At 61.2% G+C, this 18,194-nt stretch carries 20 protein-coding genes; 13 read left to right on the plus strand and 7 right to left on the minus strand.

What is annotated here, in order from left to right; genetic code table 11:
- Nucleotides 1-7: 7 nt before the first annotated feature.
- From SJY08_RS17840 to deoA, 6 genes are read left to right on the plus strand one after another with little or no spacing between them, the layout of a single operon-like run.
- Nucleotides 8-1,111, plus strand: coding sequence for an ABC transporter permease (locus SJY08_RS17840; RefSeq protein ID WP_069043969.1), 1,104 nt, complete (start codon nucleotides 8-10; stop codon nucleotides 1,109-1,111).
- Between the two features lie 10 nt (nucleotides 1,112-1,121).
- Nucleotides 1,122-2,093, plus strand: a complete 972-nt coding sequence (locus SJY08_RS17845) for an ABC transporter permease (RefSeq protein ID WP_054149443.1) — start codon at nucleotides 1,122-1,124, stop codon at nucleotides 2,091-2,093.
- 2 nt (nucleotides 2,094-2,095) lie between these two features.
- Nucleotides 2,096-2,488, plus strand: a complete 393-nt coding sequence (locus tag SJY08_RS17850) for a cytidine deaminase (RefSeq protein ID WP_069042579.1) — start codon at nucleotides 2,096-2,098, stop codon at nucleotides 2,486-2,488.
- Nucleotides 2,485-3,291: a purine-nucleoside phosphorylase gene (locus SJY08_RS17855; RefSeq protein ID WP_377277333.1), complete on the plus strand. Its 807-nt coding sequence runs from the start codon at nucleotides 2,485-2,487 to the stop codon at nucleotides 3,289-3,291. The genes SJY08_RS17850 and SJY08_RS17855 overlap by 4 nt, the downstream gene beginning before the upstream one ends.
- Complete coding sequence (gene deoC, locus SJY08_RS17860; protein WP_377277335.1) at nucleotides 3,278-4,054, plus strand: deoxyribose-phosphate aldolase; 777 nt, start codon at nucleotides 3,278-3,280, stop codon at nucleotides 4,052-4,054. The genes SJY08_RS17855 and deoC overlap by 14 nt, the downstream gene beginning before the upstream one ends.
- A 3-nt stretch (nucleotides 4,055-4,057) precedes the next feature.
- A complete protein-coding gene (gene deoA, locus SJY08_RS17865; protein WP_377277337.1) occupies nucleotides 4,058-5,374 on the plus strand; it encodes a thymidine phosphorylase in 1,317 nt (438 codons plus the stop codon).
- Nucleotides 5,375-5,386: 12 nt separating this feature from the next.
- Here deoA and SJY08_RS17870 read toward each other — a convergent pair whose 3' ends face one another.
- The 7 genes from SJY08_RS17870 to SJY08_RS17900 all read right to left on the minus strand — a co-directional run bounded on the left by SJY08_RS17870 (nucleotide 5,387) and on the right by SJY08_RS17900 (nucleotide 10,782).
- Complete coding sequence (locus SJY08_RS17870) at nucleotides 5,387-5,908, minus strand: TIGR02281 family clan AA aspartic protease (RefSeq protein WP_377277339.1); 522 nt, start codon at nucleotides 5,906-5,908, stop codon at nucleotides 5,387-5,389.
- Between the two features lie 123 nt (nucleotides 5,909-6,031).
- The gene (upp, locus tag SJY08_RS17875) at nucleotides 6,032-6,661 is read right to left on the minus strand and encodes a uracil phosphoribosyltransferase (RefSeq protein WP_006725188.1); all 630 of its coding nucleotides are present in this window, start codon (nucleotides 6,659-6,661) and stop codon (nucleotides 6,032-6,034) included.
- A gap of 106 nt (nucleotides 6,662-6,767) precedes the next feature.
- Nucleotides 6,768-7,736, minus strand: coding sequence for an adenosine deaminase (locus SJY08_RS17880; protein ID WP_377277342.1), 969 nt, complete (start codon nucleotides 7,734-7,736; stop codon nucleotides 6,768-6,770).
- Entirely contained in the window at nucleotides 7,733-8,953 is a 1,221-nt protein-coding gene (locus SJY08_RS17885; RefSeq protein ID WP_377277344.1) for a phosphopentomutase, read from the minus strand. The genes SJY08_RS17880 and SJY08_RS17885 overlap by 4 nt, the downstream gene beginning before the upstream one ends.
- Before the next feature lie 89 nt (nucleotides 8,954-9,042).
- Nucleotides 9,043-9,570, minus strand: a complete 528-nt coding sequence (locus SJY08_RS17890; RefSeq protein ID WP_377277346.1) for a TadE/TadG family type IV pilus assembly protein — start codon at nucleotides 9,568-9,570, stop codon at nucleotides 9,043-9,045.
- A gap of 92 nt (nucleotides 9,571-9,662) precedes the next feature.
- The gene (locus SJY08_RS17895) at nucleotides 9,663-10,301 is read right to left on the minus strand and encodes a TadE/TadG family type IV pilus assembly protein (protein ID WP_377277348.1); all 639 of its coding nucleotides are present in this window, start codon (nucleotides 10,299-10,301) and stop codon (nucleotides 9,663-9,665) included.
- A 109-nt stretch (nucleotides 10,302-10,410) separates the two neighbouring features.
- The gene (locus tag SJY08_RS17900) at nucleotides 10,411-10,782 is read right to left on the minus strand and encodes a pilus assembly protein N-terminal domain-containing protein (protein WP_245280847.1); all 372 of its coding nucleotides are present in this window, start codon (nucleotides 10,780-10,782) and stop codon (nucleotides 10,411-10,413) included.
- 502 nt (nucleotides 10,783-11,284) lie between these two features.
- Between SJY08_RS17900 and SJY08_RS17905 the strand changes: the two genes are divergently transcribed.
- The 7 genes from SJY08_RS17905 (at nucleotide 11,285) to SJY08_RS17935 (ending at nucleotide 18,194) form a co-directional block, all read left to right on the plus strand.
- Nucleotides 11,285-11,467: a Flp family type IVb pilin gene (locus SJY08_RS17905; protein ID WP_069042589.1), complete on the plus strand. Its 183-nt coding sequence runs from the start codon at nucleotides 11,285-11,287 to the stop codon at nucleotides 11,465-11,467.
- Nucleotides 11,468-11,608: 141 nt separating this feature from the next.
- Nucleotides 11,609-12,121: a prepilin peptidase gene (locus tag SJY08_RS17910; RefSeq protein ID WP_377277351.1), complete on the plus strand. Its 513-nt coding sequence runs from the start codon at nucleotides 11,609-11,611 to the stop codon at nucleotides 12,119-12,121.
- A gap of 116 nt (nucleotides 12,122-12,237) precedes the next feature.
- On the plus strand, nucleotides 12,238-13,050 hold the full coding sequence (gene cpaB, locus SJY08_RS17915) for a Flp pilus assembly protein CpaB (RefSeq protein ID WP_054149430.1): 813 nt from the start codon (nucleotides 12,238-12,240) through the stop codon (nucleotides 13,048-13,050).
- Between the two features lie 13 nt (nucleotides 13,051-13,063).
- A complete protein-coding gene (locus SJY08_RS17920) occupies nucleotides 13,064-14,623 on the plus strand; it encodes a type II and III secretion system protein family protein (RefSeq protein WP_377277353.1) in 1,560 nt (519 codons plus the stop codon).
- Between the two features lie 59 nt (nucleotides 14,624-14,682).
- Nucleotides 14,683-15,360, plus strand: coding sequence for a CpaD family pilus assembly protein (locus tag SJY08_RS17925; protein ID WP_300889447.1), 678 nt, complete (start codon nucleotides 14,683-14,685; stop codon nucleotides 15,358-15,360).
- Nucleotides 15,361-15,393: 33 nt separating this feature from the next.
- The gene (locus SJY08_RS17930; protein ID WP_054149428.1) at nucleotides 15,394-16,683 is read left to right on the plus strand and encodes a CpaE family protein; all 1,290 of its coding nucleotides are present in this window, start codon (nucleotides 15,394-15,396) and stop codon (nucleotides 16,681-16,683) included.
- Between the two features lie 26 nt (nucleotides 16,684-16,709).
- A complete protein-coding gene (locus SJY08_RS17935; protein ID WP_054149427.1) occupies nucleotides 16,710-18,194 on the plus strand; it encodes a CpaF family protein in 1,485 nt (494 codons plus the stop codon).

The following is an 18,194-nucleotide window of genomic DNA, read 5'->3' on the forward strand; positions in this document are numbered from 1 at the left end:
GGATTTGATGAGCACTGCATCCGTACCCCTGCCGAACTGGATCAATTATGCGCTGCTGCCGCTGATCAACCTCACGCTTGCCTTTCTCGTGTCCGGCCTCGTGGTCTGGATCATCGGGGAAAACCCGTGGGACGCACTCAAGCTGATGCTGGAAGGCGCGCTTGGCAGCGGCGAAGGCATCGGCTTCACGCTGTTTTATGCGACGAACTTCATCTTCACCGGGCTCTCCGTCGCGGTCGCCTATCACGCCGGCTTGTTCAACATCGGCTCGGAAGGCCAGGCCTATCTCGGTGGACTGGGTGCCGCACTCGCAGCGCTTGCGCTCGACCATTACGTACCGTGGTATGTCACCATGCCGTTTGCGATCATGGCGGCCGCCCTTTTCGGCGCGGCCTGGGCCTTCATCCCGGCCTGGCTGCAGGCCAAGCGCGGCAGCCATATCGTCATCACGACGATCATGTTCAACTTCATCGGCGCAGCGCTGATGGTCTATCTGCTGGTCAACGTGCTGATCGTGCCGGGCAAAATGGCGCCGGAAACCCGCACCTTCCTCGAAGGCGGCCAGCTGCCCAAGCTCGACTGGCTGATCGCGATGTTCGGCGGCACGCTCGGACCTGCCCCGTTCAACGTCTCCTTCCTGATCGCGCTCGTCATGTGCGTGCTGGTCTGGATCTTGATCTGGCGCACCAAGCTCGGCTTCGAGATGCGCACGCTCGGCATCAGCCGTTCGGCCGCCGCCTATGCCGGCATTCCCTATGTGAAGATCGTCATGATCACGATGCTGATCTCCGGCGGCCTTGCCGGCATGATGGCGCTCAACCCGGTGCTCGGCGCGTCTGCACGCCTGCAGGTAGAATTCGTCGCCGGCGCGGGCTTTGTCGGGATCGCGGTGTCGCTGATGGGGCGCAATCATCCGCTCGGCATCGTGCTTGCCGCAATCCTGTTCGGCATTCTCTATCAGGGTGGAGCCTGGCTCTCCTTCGACATGCCGAACATCACCCGCGAGATGATCGTGGTCATTCAGGGTCTTGTGATCCTGTTTGCCGGCGCGCTGGAATTCATGTGCCGCCCGATGATCGTGCGGATCTACCAGACAATGACAAAGGCCTGAGGACGCGACCATGGAATCCTTTGACATGCTCATCAGCATCCTCGGCTCGACGATCCGACTGTCGATCCCGCTGATCCTGGCAGCCCTTGCCGGCCTCTATTCCGAACGGGCCGGCGTCTTCGACATCGGGCTTGAAGGCAAGATGCTGGCAGCGGCCTTTGCCGCGGCCTGTGTCGCCTATCTCACCGGTTCGGCCTGGCTCGGGCTCTTCTCCGGCATCGCCGTCTCGCTGGTGTTCTCGCTGATCCACGGCTTTGCCTCGATCACCAATCGGGGCAATCAGATCGTTTCGGGCGTGGCGCTGAACTTCGTCGCGGCTGGCCTCACCGTGGTGCTCGGCCAGGCATGGTTCGGCCAGGGCGGCCGTACGCCGCAGGTCTCCGGCGACGGTCGTTTCTCCCCTATCATCCTGCCGGGTGCCGACATGATGCGCGACGTGCCCTTCATCGGGCCGATCTATTCGAACGTGATCTCCGGCAACAACATGCTCACCTATATCGCGTTCCTCGCCGTTCCGATCTCCTGGTGGGTGCTCTATCGCACGCGCTTCGGCCTTCGCCTGCGCGCCGTGGGCGAGAACCCGGGTGCGGTCGATACCGCCGGCATTTCGGTCACCTTCCTGCGCTACCGCGCGGTGCTGATGGCCGGTCTGCTCTGCGGCATCGCCGGTACTTACCTCGCAATCGCCCAGTCGGCTGCCTTCATCAAGGACATGTCGGCCGGCAAGGGCTTCATCGCGCTTGCAGCGCTGATCTTCGCCAAGTGGAAGCCGGTGCCGGTCATGTTCGCCTGCCTGCTCTTCGGTTTCCTCGATGCCCTCGCCAACTTCATGCAGGGCAAGGAGATACCGCTCATCGGGGAAGTGCCGGTGCAGCTCTTCCAGGCCCTGCCCTATATCCTCACCTGCATTCTGCTTGCGGGCTTCATCGGCTCTGCCAACCCGCCGAAGGCCGGTGGCGTCGCATACTCCAAGGAGCGTTGATCATGGCGCATGATCTTTTCGAAGCCGCCCGTGACGCGATGAAATTCGCGCATGCGCCCTATTCGAAGTTCCCCGTGGGGGCTGCGATCCGGGCCGATGACGGGCGCATCTATACTGGCGCCAATATCGAGAACCTCTCCTTCCCTCAAGGGTGGTGTGCCGAGCCGACGGCGATCGGCTGCATGATCATGGGTGGCGGCAAGAAGATCGTCGAGATGGCCGTGATCGCCGAGAAGCTGGCGCTCTGCCCGCCCTGCGGCGGCTGCCGGCAGAAGATCTCGGAATTCGCGTCTGCCGATACCAAGATCTATCTCTGTGACGAAGTGGGTGTGCAGAAGACCATGACGATGGACGAGCTTCTGCCGCTCAGCTTCAAAACGGACATCCTCGGATGAAGGCGGCCGTGGATCTGCTCGTCGAGCGCCTGAACGGCCTCATGCCGCGCTTCGGCATCGTTCTCGGATCGGGCTTGGGATCGCTGGTCAACGAGGTTCGTGATGCCGTCCGCATCCCCTACTCCGATCTGCCCGGTTTTCCCTTAAGCGGTGTGTCCGGCCATGCCGGCGAGATCGTTGCGGGCTATCTCGGGCGCACGCCGGTCATCATGCTGGCCGGCCGCATGCATTATTACGAACACGGCGATGCGAATGCGATGCGCAAGCCGATCGAGGTTCTCATGGGGCTCGGCGTGAAGTCGCTGATCCTCACCAACGCGGCGGGATCGCTGCGCGAGGACATGCCGCCTGGTTCGGTCATGCAGATCACCGATCACATCAACTTCTCCGGCAAGAACCCGCTGATCGGCGAGCCGAGCGAAGGGCGCTTCGTCGGCATGACCTCGGCCTATGATGCCGAGCTGCAGGCCGCGATGCGGGCAGCTGCTGAAGCAGAAGATGTGCCGCTCGCGCAGGGTGTCTATATGTGGTTCTCGGGCCCGAGCTTCGAGACGCCGGCGGAGATCCGCATGGCGCGTATTCTGGGTGCAGATGCCGTGGGCATGTCGACCGTGCCGGAAGTCATTCTAGCCCGTTTCTATGGCCTGAGGGTTGCAGCCGCCTCTGTGATCACCAATTATGGGGCAGGCATGACCGGTGGCGAACTCAGCCACGAAGAAACCAAGGACATGGCGCCGATCGGCGGCAAACGTCTGGCCACCATCCTGAAACGGATGATCGGCGGAGGAAATGACATTGGATAATCAAGAACTGCGCGCTGTCGCATCGCGGGCGCTTTCGCTGCTCGACCTCACCAATCTGAAAGACGACTGCACGCCCGAACAGATCGTGACGCTGTGCGGGCGCGCCCAGAGCGCCTTTGGTCCGACGGCTGCGATCTGCATCTGGCCGCGCTTCGTGATGCAGGCGCGCACGCTGCTCGGTCCCGATAGCCCGATCCGCATCGCAACGGTGGTCAACTTCCCTTCGGGCGAGATGAAGACCGAGGACGTGCTGGCCGAGACGCGCGATGCGGTTGCTGATGGCGCCGACGACATCGATCTCGTCATCCCCTACCGGGCGCTGGCGGCCGGTGACGACAAGGCCGTGACGAACATGGTTGCGGCGGTCAAAGACGCCTGTGGCCCAGCGATCCTGAAGACGATCCTGGAAACGGGTGAGCTCAAGGACATTTCCCTGATCCGACGTGCATCGGATCTTTCGATCGCCGCCGGGGCAGACTTCATCAAGACCTCGACCGGCAAGGTTGGCGTCAATGCGACGCTCGAAGCGGCCGACATCATGCTGCAGGCAATCCGCGATAGCCGCAAGAAGGTCGGCTTCAAGCCGGCCGGCGGCATTGCGACGGTAATGGACGCTGGCCATTATCTAAAGCTCGCCGACACCATTATGGGCGAGGACTGGGTGATGCCATCGACCTTCCGCTTCGGCGCTTCCGGCCTGCTCGACGATATCATCGCTGTACTCTCGGGCGAGCGCTCGACGGCGGCGGCATCGGGGTATTGAGACATGCTTCCCCAGGAGATCATTCGACGCAAGCGTGATGGCGGGACCTTGAGCGCGCAGGAGATCGCCGGCTTTATCGAGGGCCTGTCGAAGGAAACGATCTCCGAGGGGCAGGTAGCGGCCTTCGCCATGGCCGTCTTCTTCAAGGGCATGACGCCGGATGAAATCGTGGCGCTGACGCTTGCCATGCGGGATTCCGGCGACGTGCTTTCCTGGGCAGGCGTCGGCAAGCCCGTGGCCGACAAACATTCGACGGGTGGCGTCGGCGACAATGTCTCGCTGATGCTGGCTCCGATCGTGGCGGCCTGTGGGCTGGCCGTCCCGATGATTTCAGGGCGCGGGCTTGGCCATACCGGGGGCACGCTCGACAAGCTGCAGTCGATCCCCGGCTATGACGTGATGCCGGATAATCTAACCTTCCGACGGACGGTGGACCGTGCGGGCTGCGCGATCATCGGCCAGACAGGTGATCTGGCCCCGGCCGACAAGCGGCTCTATGCGATCCGCGACGTGACGGCGACGGTCGAATCCATTCCGCTGATCACGGCCTCCATTCTGTCGAAGAAACTCGCGGCCGGGCTGGAAAGCCTGGTTCTCGACGTGAAGGTCGGCAATGGCGCCTTCATGGCGAAGAGCGAAGATGCCGAGGCATTGGCGCGCTCGCTGGTGCGTGTCGCCAATGGCGCCGGCGTGAAGACCACGGCGCTTTTGACCGACATGAACGAGCCGCTTGCCGACTGCGCCGGCAATGCGATCGAAGTGCTGAATGCCGTCGATTTTCTGAAGGGCTTGAAGAGCGGTACGCGACTCGAAGAGGTGACGCTGGCGCTCGGTGCCGAGATGCTGGTCAATGCCGGCGTCGAGAGCAATCAGGCGGCCGCGCTTTCCCGTTGCAACCGAGTTCTGGCATCGGGCGAGGCTGCGGAGATCTTTGGTCGCATGGTGTCGGAGCTCGGCGGTCCCGCCGATTTCATGGACAAGGCAGAAACGCATCTCCCACGGGCCAAGGTTGAGATCGCCGTTCTTGCCGATGAGGACGGTTATCTAAGCAGTTGCGACACGCGTGGCCTTGGGCTTGCCGTTGTCGCGCTTGGTGGTGGTCGCCAGCGTCCTAGCGACAAGATCGATCACGGCGTGGGCATCTACGGCTTCAAGCCGCTGGGCACAAAGGTCGAAAAGGGCGAGCCGATCGCCTTTGTTCAGGCGAATGACGAGGCGACTGCCACTCAAGCCGCCAGAACAGTGGCGGAATGCTATCGCATTTCGGAAACGAAGCCGACGGCAGCACCGGTCATCGGGCTCAGGATCGGCGCCGAATAGCAGGCGGAATTCTCACTGGATCATCCGCAGCGTGCGTTTCTCCGCCGTATAGGACCTGAGTTTTGTCATGAAGCTCATGCCGACAAGCGTGGAGGAGAGCGCCTCGTCACCCAGAACGACAGCTTCGACGTTACGCACCCGGATACTGCCGATCTCGACCCGGTCTAGCGTCACGTATGCAGCGTTGGTCAAGCCGTTCGCAGTTCTCACCTGATAACGGAAATCGAGCGCTGCCGGGCTGAACCCGAGGCGGCGGGCGGTCGAGACATTGATCGCCACCCTGGAGGCCCCGGTATCCACCATGGCATCCACCGGCTTGCCGTTCATCTTGAACGTTCCCGAATAGTGGCCATGGCGACCCATCGTGAGAACCGTCTGGCCGGAAGGAGCCGCTGCGGCAGGCTTTGCCACGACGGCAGCGGGTTCGGCCGTCTCGCGCTCGTCCAGCATGGCCTGAACCTTCTCCGCGATCGTCGGCCATTGGCTGGCGGACAAGGCGAGCATCATGACTGTGAACAGCGTGCGAGCGAACATCGGTTATCCCCGTGAGCGACGTCGGATCGTAGCAGCGGATCCGATGAAGTTGGATAACGCCGGACGCAAAACGGCCCGAAACCGTGGTTTCGGGCCGTCAAAGCTTGCGATCTGGTTAAGAAATCACTTCGTTCCGTACATCCGGTCGCCGGCATCGCCGAGGCCGGGCATGATGTAGCCCTTCTCGTTCAGATGGCTGTCGATAGACGCGGTGAAGATCGGCACATCGGGATGCGCTGCGTGGAAATTCTTGATGCCTTCGGGGGCAGCCAAGAGGCAGAGGAAGCGAATGTTCTTCGCGCCGCGCTCCTTGAGCTTTTCGATCGCGGCGATCGACGAGTTGCCCGTGGCGAGCATGGGGTCGACGACGATGATCAGTCGTTCCGACAGGGCGTCGGGTGCCTTGAAGTAGTATTCGACGGCTTGCAGCGTCTCGTGGTCGCGGTAGACGCCGACATGGGCGACGCGGGCGGCCGGAACCAGTTCCAGCATGCCTTCGAGCAAACCATTGCCGGCACGCAGGATCGAGGCGAAGACCAGCTTCTTGCCCTCGAGGATCGGCGACTGCATCTCGGTGAGCGGCGTCTCGATCGTCTCCATGGTGAGTTCGAGATCGCGGGTCACTTCATAGCAGAGGAGAGTCGAGATTTCGCGCAGCAGCCGACGGAAGCTCGAGGTCGACGTTTCCTTGCGGCGCATGATCGTCAGCTTGTGCTGCACGAGGGGGTGATCGATGACTGTTACGCCGTCCATGGTCGAGCCTTCTTTTCTTGTTTTCTGAGGTGCTTCTATTTTCACGTTCTCTTGGACGCCCGCAAGAGCGATGCCAGAATTTAGCCGGTCTTCAACAGGCGTAGCATCAAAGACGGGCGAGAAGCCGCGCTCGCGTCTCCTCGTCGACGAAAGCGGCCTCGATGGCTGTGCGCGTCATGCCGTCGATCTCGGCATCGGTAAAGCCGAATTCGCTCGACGCCCAGTCGTATTCCTGGGCAAGTGATGTACCGAAGAAGGGTGGATCGTCGGAATTGATGCAGACCTTCACACCGGCCTCGTGGAACTTCTTGAGCGGATGGCTGGCGAAATCGGGGAAGACCTTGAGCGCAATGTTGGAGCCCGGGCAGACTTCGAGCACGGTGCCGAGATCAACGAGGCGGCGGACGAGTTCCGGATCCTCGATGGCGCGGACGCCGTGGCCGATACGAGCGGGTTTGACGAGGTCGAGGGCATCGGTGACGCTGAAGGCGCCGCAGACCTCACCGGCGTGGATGGTGAGGCCGAGGCCAGCCTCGCGGGCGATGTCGAAGGCGCGGGCGTAATCCGCCACGCGGCCCATGCGCTCCTCGCCGGCCATGTTGAAGCCCGTGACCAGCGGATTGTCGCTGCGGGCGGCATATTCGGCGGCGGCAATGACGCTTTCCGGGCCGAAATGGCGCTCGCCGGTGACGATGATGCGGGCCTCGATGCCAGTCGCAGCCTTGGCGGCCTCAATGCCGGCGGTGATGCCGGAGAGATAGGTGTCGGCGCCGAGACCGATGCGATCGCCATGGTCAGGCGAGACGATGATCTCGCTGTAGATCGTGTCGATGGCTGCAAGCTCGCGCAGATAGGTGTCGGTCAGGAGGGCATAGTCCTCTTCCGTACGGAAGAGAGCCGCCACACGGTCATAGGCCTTGATGAACTCGGCGAAATCGCTCCAGGAATAGGTGCTGTCGCGCATGAAGGTCGCGGGATCAACGCCGTATTTCTCGGCCTGGGCGAGCGCCAGCGCCGGCGGCGCCGCACCCTCGATATGACAGTGCAGTTCAGCCTTCTTCATTCGTCTCGTCACAGGAAGCTCCGTCCGTGGCGGCCGGGGGCGATCCCCAGATGCGCCGCGATGGTTTCGCCGATATCGGCATAGGTATTGCGCACACCGATGTTGCGCGAGCGCACGCCGGGGCCGAAGCACATGATCGGCACGCGTTCGCGGGTATGGTCCGTTCCGCGCCAGGTGGGATCGCAGCCGTGATCGGCCGTCATCAGAACCATGTCTCCCGGCTTCAGCTTGCGGTGAACTTCCGGGAGGCGACGGTCGAAGGCTTCGAGCGCTGCGGCATAGCCCGGCACATCGCGCCGATGGCCGAAAAGCATGTCGAAATCGACGAAATTTGTGAAGACGAGATCGCCGTCTTCGGCCTCGTCCATCACCTTCAGCGTCGCGTCCATCAGCGCCATGTTGCCATTGGCCTTGATGACACGGGAGACACCCTGATGGGCGAAGATATCGCCGATCTTGCCGACGGCATGGACCTTGCGGCCGGCCTCGACGAGGCGGTCGAGCAGGGTCGGCTCCGGCGGAAGTACGGAATAGTCGCGGCGATTGCCGGTGCGCTCGAAGGTCTGGACGGTTTCGCCGATGAAAGGCCGCGCGATGACGCGGCCGATGTTCAAGGGATCAAGAAGCTTTCGCACGATCTGGCAGAGTTCGAGCAGGCGTTCGAGACCGAAATGGGTTTCATGGGCGGCGATCTGGAAGACGGAATCGCTTGAGGTGTAGCAGATCGGTTGGCCGGTGCGGATATGCTCCCCGCCGAAGCGGGCGATGACCTCGGTGCCGGATGCATGACAATTGCCGAGAATGCCCGGCAGGTTCGCTTCGCGACAGATCGCTTCCACCAGATCCGCCGGGAAGGCTTCCTCGCCGTCCGGAAAATAGCCCCAGTCGAACATCACGGGCGTGCCGGCGATTTCCCAGTGACCGGAGGGCGTGTCCTTGCCGTGCGAAACTTCGCTTGCCGCACCATGCAAGCCGAAGACCCGCTCGGGGACGGCCATGCCGTCGGGCGCCTTGCCGGTGGCGAGCCTCGCCGCCTCGATCAAGCCGAGTGCCGACATGTTCGGCAGGACGAGTGGACCCTGCCGCAGCCCCTTGCGGTTACCGGCGCCAGCCGCACAGAACTCGGCGATGTGGCCGAGCGTATCGGAGCCATGATCACCATAGGCGGGCGCATCCGGCGCGCCGCCGATACCGAAGGAATCGAGAACAAAAAGGAAAGCACGTGCCATGTGAACACCACGGCCGGGTCTGGTTGTTGTTCTGCCGGCCTTTGATCGCATCCTTAGCGCCTGGGCGAAGGCTTGGCAAACGCCTCAGATCAGCAGTTGCCGCATTTGATTTCGGTGCCGAGGCGCTGACGGAAGTAGTATTCCCGCGCAATGGTCAAGTTCTTGGCTTCGGTACCCGACAGGCCCGGCAGATACATCATCAGTTCGTGGCTGACGCTGAGTTCGCTGCGGACCAGAAATGTATCGGCAACGAGCATGTCAGCGGGCACGGGTGCATCCGTGCCGACGGCATAGGGGGCGACGCCTGTGGTCGACCAGGACCACAAGACTTTCGCCGCTTTCGAGGAATCGATCTTTATCGCGCTGACGTTGATCAGCAGATCTTTCGACGGATAGGGCACGAAGATCGCGCCGGAGACATCCGCCATGCCCGCAAGGAATGTCTTGTCGACTGCCTCTTCGCGCGAAACGAGGTCTGCAATCGTGCTGCTTGCCATCGACGTCTTCTTGGCAACGCTCAAGCCCATGGTGAGCTCGAATGCCATCAGATAGAGCACGATCAGCATCGGCGCGACGAGCGCAAACTCGACCCCACCGACGCCCTGCCTGTCGTCCATCAGGCGCTTCAAATTGCAGACAAGGCCGTGGCAACCCCGGCGAAGGCTGGCGATGCTTCGTTTCAGCGCGGACATATCTCTGCCGTTCGCGGTCATGGATATTTCTCGTTCTGGAAGGCTGTGGTGGCGACGATGAGGAAGTCTGACGGCAGGGACCCATCTGCGGGTCTGATGGTCGTGATGTAGGGGCGGACGAGATCGGTGATCACCTGCCAGCGATAATACGCACGCAGCATGTTGACCGTGTCGGGCCCTCCGGGCGTGAACTTGAAGCTCGTCGTGTCGATGTCGGCGAAATTGGCCGTCGAGACACGCGGGATGGTTTGCGGAATGTCTGCAAACTTGGGGAAGGTTCGGGCGTCGATATAGAGTTTGCTCGGCGTGGCGATTTCCGCCTCCGAGCACTGAATCATGATGTCTATCTCGTCACAAAACGCCTCCCGGAATTTGGTGACATCCATGTCCGTGGCAGGGCGGTTCATCTGATAGGTGATCTGTCCGGTGCGTATCTGCCGGCCCAGCGTGTTGACCGCATTGGTCACCAGCTGCTCGGCAGCGAAAGCGACGAAGGTTTCGATGATCGCGAAGATGATGAGGAAATAGGGTACAGCGAGAATCGCGAATTCTATCGCTGCGGCGCCGTCTTTCGATCGCGCAAGCTTGCGCCACAGCCGGAAGCGTGGTCTGCGGCGCTCAATGTGATGATCTCGATCGATATCCTGGCTGGTCATAGCCTTCTTCATCCTCAAAGCTCAGGAGAAGCTACGAGCCAAATATTGATTTTCCGTTTCCCGAATATTTACACTTTGCCACGCCGTCTGAAAGCGAAACTCAAGAGTATTACGGCGTAGCGCCGGTCTTTGCGTGTTCTTCGCAGTTCGGCGTACAGGAGAGAACGGTGCGCGCGGTGGACTTAAACACCCGCACGGTGCTGGCCTCGTCGATGGATACGAGGATGCGTTCGTCCACGATGGCATTGCCGTCGGCATCCAGCAGGACAAGGTTCGTCGTGCCGTATGAACGGCCGGTCAGGACAATCGTGCGTGCGTCGGCGACGGTTGCATCGGCAACCTCGGCATTGCCGACGATCACCTTGCTCACCGGGCGATCCAGCTTCAGCACCCGTGCGCTGTTCATATAGACGCGCAGGATGCCCTCATCTTGCGCATGCACAACGGTTGCTGACGAAAGCGTGGCCAGGACCATTGCCATGGCGGCTGCAGCAGCAAGAAGACGATCGGACATGAACCTGCCTTTGAATACGCGCGTGGGGATGTTGCGGGAAGCATGCCGGCTTTTGGTGAACGAAGGGTTAAATGCATTTTTGCAGCGCCAGACAGAGCACTCGATCGGCTCGGCTATCAATTTTCGCCTGCGGCTCGAGAGACGGATTGGTCGAATGTGTGCCATTCGGGCGCAGCCGGGCGAGGAGATGCGTTAACATTTGCTCTCAAGGGGAAAGACCTTGGAACGCCGCACCCGTCATGAGGATGGAAAAGCCCCCGACAATGCGCCGTTTTGGCTGAGATCTGCGGCATCTTATCGGTCGATGCCAACATTCATTTACCACGCCGGAGGCTTGCGCCGTTTCACGATCTGGTAACCGTTTTTCTTAAGCCGATGGCAATAGGCCGCCGCTTAGGTTGGCGACATCCGAGCAACGGCAAACAGTTGCCGGCAGTGCTGATCAACCTCGCGGAGTAGGAGAAATAACATGACCAAGCTTTTCGCACGTTTCGTCAAGGACGAGTCCGGCGCAACCGCAATCGAATACGGCCTTATCGCCGCCCTCATCTCGGTCGCCCTGATCACCGGCGCCACGACCCTCGGTGGCGCACTGAACAACACGTTCCAGGGCATTTCGACCAAGATGTCTACGGCCGAAGGCGCCAACTAAGACTGGCGTAAGCAAGAATTTGAAGGCCGCCTCGACCAGGCGGCCTTTTCGCATTTGCGGCATGTTCAGAAGCTAGAACGAAGCTTCGTTTCCTGAATCTCAATACAAATCGGATATCGGGGCTGACGAGGAGTAGCGGCCATGTATTCAGCGATCGTCTTTATCGTGCTTCCAGCCTGTCTGGTTATGGGAGCGCTCACCGATTTCCTGGAGATGACGATCCCGAACTGGATCTCGCTCCTGCTCATCGGCGCCTTCGTCCTCATTGCACCCTTCAGCGGATTGTCCGCCATCGAACTCGGCTGGCATCTGGCGGCGGGTCTGCTGTTATTCATTGGATGTTTCAGCCTTTTTGCGCTCAATGTCATGGGCGGCGGCGATGCGAAGCTGCTGACGGCTGCGGCGCTCTGGTTCGGTTTCAACACCTCTCTCTTCGAGTTCCTCGTCTATACGGGATATCTCGGCGGTGTGCTGACCATCTTGGTCATGCTCCTGCGTGCCAACTGGGACAAGCTCGCGACTGTCGGCGTCCGACTTCCACAAACCTTGATGGTCGCCAACAAGATCCCTTACGCCATTGCCATCGGCGCAGCAGGTCTGCTGGCCTATCCGAGTTCACCGCTTGTAGTCTCAGCCATTCAGAAAGCGCTCTGACGAGGACTGAAGAAACCTTCCGTTAACTACAAATGTAAGCGGGTCATTAACCATAAGTACACCAATTCCTGATCAACCTTGCCGGTAGAACCTATTGCGTCGCCCGAGGATCGATCATGAAACCCGCCCGCCTCATCATACTCGCCGTCGCCGTCGTGGCTGCCGGTATGGCCGGTCTGCTTGCCATGCGGCTAAGCGGCAACCAGACCGTGATCGTGCAGGATGCCGTCATCGAGAAGGAGCCGACCGTAGAGGTGCTCGTCTCAGCGGCGAACCTTCCGGTCGGTGCCCGCCTCGATGAAAACTCCATGCGCTGGATGGCCTGGCCGGAAGGCAGCGTGGTGGATGGCTTCATCACATCATCGACGCGGCCGGATGCCATCGCCGAGCTGTCCGGCGTCGTCGTTCGCCTGCCCGTCTTCGAAGGCGAGCCGCTACGGCGTGAGAAGATTGCCGATTCCTCTTCCCGTATCCTCTCGGCGCTCTTGCCATCCGGCAAGCGGGCCGTCTCGACCGAGATTTCGGTGGCCACCGGCGCCGGCGGTTTCATCCTGCCGAACGACCGCGTCGACGTGATCATGGTCCGCAAAGGTGAGGAAGACAATTTCCTGACGGAGACCATTCTTTCCAATGTTCGTGTGCTGGCGATCGACCAGCAGATCGCGGAAGCCCCTGATGGCTCCAAATCCGTCATCGGCACGACGGCAACCCTCGAACTGACGCCGGACCAGACCAAGGTCATCGCTGTTGCGCAGCAGATGGCAGACCGCCTGTCGCTCGCACTGCGTTCGGTCGCCGACGCGCAGGAAGAAGACACGTCGGCTGCCGACCATCTGCTCAGCGGTGGAGACGGTCAGCCGATCATCCAGGTCATCAAGTCTGGCGAGGTGGTCAAGTCGACCTCATCGACCGCCAATTCCATGCAATGAGTGGAGACCCATCGTGGCCAGTCTGACACACAAACTCAAGGTATCGCTGACCGCAAGCATTGCCTTTGCCATGGCGATCACCGGCGCTCCGAGCTCCTTTCTTGACCACGGAACTATTGTACCTGCAGCAGAGGCTGCTCAGCAGACGGTCTTGCGCATCACCAATTCCGGTCCGGGCGCTCGCCGGTCTGTGAAGCTTGGCCTGAACAAGGCGCTGGTTGTCGACCTGCCCGCAGATGCTCACGACATTCTGGTGGCAGATCCGGTCATGGCCGATGCCGTGACGCGCTCGTCGCGCCGCATCTATCTGTTCGGCAAGATGGTCGGTCAGACCAACATCTTCATCTTCGGCGCCAATGGCGAGGAGATCGTCAGCCTGGACATCCAGATCGAGCGCGATATCTCGGGTCTTGAAACCAATCTGCGCCGCTTCATTCCAGAATCCGACATCAAGGTCGAAATCGTCTCCGACAACATCGTCCTGACAGGCAGCGTGCGTACCCCGCAGGACGCCGCCCGTGCAGCCAGCCTTGCAGAGGCTTTCCTCAAGGGCGGTGAAGCAACGACGCGCAATACGACTGCCACCAGCGAGAGCAGCGGCGACGGCGCTGTGGCGATCTATGCCGAGCAGAGACAGACGTCGCAGATCGTCAATCTCTTGACCATTGAGGGCGAGGACCAGGTGACGCTGAAGGTCACCGTGGCAGAAGTCAGCCGGCAGGTGCTGAAGCAGCTCGGTTTCTCGGGCAGTATCTCCGACGGATCGACCGGCATCAGCTATGCCAATCCGTCGAACCTCGGCAATGCCATCGATCCGACAGGGACGGCTGTGATTTCTGCTGGTATCGGCGGCCTCGGGCTCAATACCTACATCAATGCCATGGAGCAGGCCGGCGTGATGCGCACGCTGGCCGAACCGAGCCTGACCGCGATCTCGGGCGAGCCCGCGAAGTTCTATGTCGGCGGCGAATTCCGGCTTGCCGGACCGCAGGAAGTGTCGAGCGACGAAGAAGACGGCATTTCCATCGAACGCACGACGCAGAGCATCGACTACGGCATCGAGTTGAACTTCCGCCCGGTCGTTCTCGCACCTGGTCGTATCAGCCTGCAGATCGAGACCAATGTCTCCGAGCCGACCTGGGAATCCTCGCAGGTCACGGGTAACGTTCTCAACCAGGTCCCGGGCTCGACCTTCCTGTCGATCCGCAAGCGCGAGGCCTCGACCACCGTCGAATTGCCGTCCGGTGGCTCGATCGTGATTGCAGGTCTCGTTCAGGACAATATTCGCCAGGCGATGTCCGGTCTGCCGGGTCTCTCCAAGGTGCCTGTGCTCGGCACGCTGTTCCGCAGCAAGGACTTCCAGCGCAACGAGACAGAACTCGTGATCATCGCGACACCCTATCTGGTGCGCCCCGTTGCACGCGGCGCCCTGTCGCGACCGGATGACAATTTCAACCCGGAAAACGACGGCGCGACCTTCTTCCTGAACAAGGTGAACAAGGTCTATGGCCGCCGCGAGAACAACCAACCGACCGGCCAGTACCATGGCGCTGTCGGCTTCATCTACAAGTGAACGGCGTGAGGATCGAAATGAAACATTCGGCACGTCAAGTCAGGGAAAGTCGGCCAGCCATGGCATTAGTGGGTCATTCATTCCAGCGTATCCTTCTCGCCGGCCTCGTTCTCGGAACAGCCGTCGCACTTTCGGGTTGCGGCAGCACGAAGGACCGGATGACGACGTCCGCCATCCCCGACGACTACCGCACGCGACATCCCATCATGCTAAGCGAAGTGGAACATACACTCGATGTTCCGATCGCATCCGGCGACCGCAGACTGACGGTTGGCGTGCAGGATTCGATCGCCGGTTTTGCCGCAGACTATCTGTCGGCGTCGACGGGCACGATCCAGGTCATGGTGCCGCACGGCTCGCCGAACTCCGGCGCGGCGTCGGCCATGCGCAAGCAGATCCGCCAGGTTCTGACCACCCGGGGCGTTGCGGCCAACAAGATCATCGAAACGTCTTACCAGGCAGAAGCCAACAGCAATGCGGCCCCTGTCAGGATCAGCTATGTCGCGATCACCGCGATGACAAATCCCTGCGGCGAATGGCCGGAGGACCTGCAGAACAACACCTTCAGCAACAAGAACTATCACAATTTCGGCTGCGCGACGCAGAGCAACCTCGCCGCACAAATCGCCAATCCGATGGATCTCGTCACCCCCCGCGACATGGCTCCGATCGACGCCACCAGGCGCTCGACCGTGATCGGACTTTATCGCCGGGGCGCCGACACCTCCACGAATTGATGCGACTGCGGTCCAAGAGGACAGGATGAGAGCATGAACGCGATCGACTATGACATCGGCGAATCCACTGAGGGATATCGGAGCGCTTCCGAGAGCGTGATCGCAGGCGACGTCGAGAACCTGCGTCCGCTGCCGCGCATCTCGATCCATGCCTTCTGCATCAGCGAAGGCGTGCATCGGACGATGGAGCAATGCGCCGGCGACCGACGCATGGCGCGTGTCAGCATGCGCATCACGCATGGCAATATCGCGGCTGCCGCGAACATGTTCTCCTCGACGCCGACGCCGAACCTCATCATTCTGGAAACCGACGCCGGACCGCGCGACCTGATGACGGAGCTGGCACCGCTGGCCGAAGTCTGCGATCCGAGCTCGCGGGTGATCCTCGTCGGCCGGCACAACGATATCGCGCTCTACCGCGAACTGATCCGCAGCGGCATTTCCGAATACATCGTGGCGCCCTTCACCATGGCCGACATGATGAGTTCCATCGCCTCGATCTTCGTCGACCCGGAGGCCGAGCCGCTCGGCCGCAGCATCGCCTTCATCGGCGCCAAGGGCGGCGTGGGTTCCTCGACCATCGCGCATAACTGCGCCTTCGGCATTTCGTCGCTGTTTTCGACGGAGACCGTGCTTGCCGACCTCGATCTGCCTTTCGGGACCGCGAATATCGACTTCGACCAGGATCCGGCCCAGGGCATGGCAGAAGCCGTATTTTCGCCGGAGCGTCTCGACGAGGTCTTTCTCGACCGACTGCTGACCAAATGCGGCCAGAACCTCTCCCTGCTCGCAGCCCCGTCGATGCTCGACCGCGGTTACGACTACGAGCGCGGCGCCTTCCAGCCGATCCTCGACGTTTTGCAGCGGAGCGCTCCCGTGACGGTGCTCGACCTGCCGCATACCTGGGCCGACTGGACCCGTGCTGTGCTCTCCGACGTCGACGAGATCGTCATCACCTGCGCACCGGACCTCGCCAATTTGCGCAACATGAAGAACATGATCGACGCCTTGAAGAAGCTGAGGCCGCAGGACAAGCCGCCGCATCTGATCCTCAATCAGGTGGGCATGCCGAAGCGGCCGGAAATCGCGCCATCCGACTTCTTCGAACCGCTTGAACTCGATCCGGTCGCAATCATCCCGTTCGACGCCCAGCTTTTCGGCACCGCTGCCAATAGCGGCCGGATGATCAGCGAGATGGACGGGAAATCTCCGACGGCAGAGACATTCTCGCAGCTCGCACATCTCGTGACGGGCCGGGCCACGATCAAGAAACCCAAGAAGGCGGGTCTCGGCTCGTTCATCGAAAAGCTGCGCAAGAAGTAGACCGCTAACAGGAACAGGTAGAGCTCATGTTTGGCAAACGCGGAAACGACGGTTTCGGCAAGGGCGGGGCGGGCGTCGGCACGATCCCGACACAGCCGGCTGCTGCTGCGCCCGCGGCACGCTCCAGCACGCTCATCGAACCCGGCAGCCCGGAGGTCAGCACGCGTCAGCAGGTGACGCCGCCGTCGATGCAGACGCCCGGCCGCAAGAAACCGCCTCGGACAGAAGACTATTACGACACCAAGAGCCAGGTGTTCTCCGCGCTCATCGACACGATCGATCTGTCGCAGCTCGCCAAGCTCGACGGCGAAAGCGCGCGTGAAGAAATCCGCGACATCGTCAACGACATCATCACGATCAAGAATTTCGCGATGTCGATCTCCGAGCAGGAAGAGCTGCTCGAAGACATCTGTAACGACGTTCTGGGTTATGGCCCGCTCGAACCGCTCTTGGCCCGCGACGACATCGCCGACATCATGGTCAACGGTGCCGGGCAGACCTTCATCGAAGTCGGCGGCAAGACGATCGAATCGGAAATCCGCTTCCGCGACAATTCGCAGCTCCTCTCGATCTGCCAGCGTATCGTCAGCCAGGTCGGTCGTCGCGTCGACGAAAGCTCGCCGATCTGCGACGCGCGCCTGCCCGACGGCAGCCGTGTCAACGTCATCGCCCCGCCGCTGGCCATCGACGGTCCGGCGCTTACCATTCGTAAGTTCAAGAAGGACAAGCTGAACCTCGCCCAGCTGGTCAAGTTCGGCGCGATCACGCCGGAAGGCGCAGAAGTGTTGCAGATCATCGGCCGCGTCCGCTGCAACGTGGTCATATCGGGCGGTACCGGCTCGGGTAAGACGACGCTTCTGAACTGCCTGACGGGCTTTATCGACACCGACGAGCGTATCATCACCTGCGAAGACACGGCCGAACTGCAGCTGCAGCAGCCGCATGTCGTACGTCTGGAAACGCGCCCGCCGAACATTGAAGGCGAAGGCGAAATCACCATGCGTGACCTCGTCAAGAACTGCCTGCGTATGCGCCCAGAACGCATCATCGTCGGTGAAGTGCGCGGACCTGAGGTTTTCGACCTTCTTCAGGCGATGAACACAGGTCACGACGGATCAATGGGCACCATCCACGCCAACACGCCGCGCGAATGCCTCAGCCGTATGGAATCGATGATCGCCATGGGCGGCTTCTCGCTGCCAGCCAAAACCGTGCGCGAAATCATCTCCGGCTCTATCGACGTCATCATCCAGGCAGCACGTCTGCGTGATGGTTCGCGCCGCATCACCCACATCACCGAGGTAATCGGGATGGAAGGCGACGTGATCATAACCCAGGACCTGATGCGCTACGAGATGGACGGCGAGGACGCCAACGGCAAGATCATCGGCCGGCACATGTCGACCGGTATCGGCAAGCCGCATTTCTGGGATCGTGCGCGTTATTACAACGAAGATCGTCGCCTGGCGGCAGCACTCGACGCCATGGAACAGAAGTCCAAGGGGATCTGA

The organism is Rhizobium sp. R86522 (assembly GCF_042466255.1).
In the GTDB taxonomy this organism is placed as follows: domain Bacteria; phylum Pseudomonadota; class Alphaproteobacteria; order Rhizobiales; family Rhizobiaceae; genus Allorhizobium.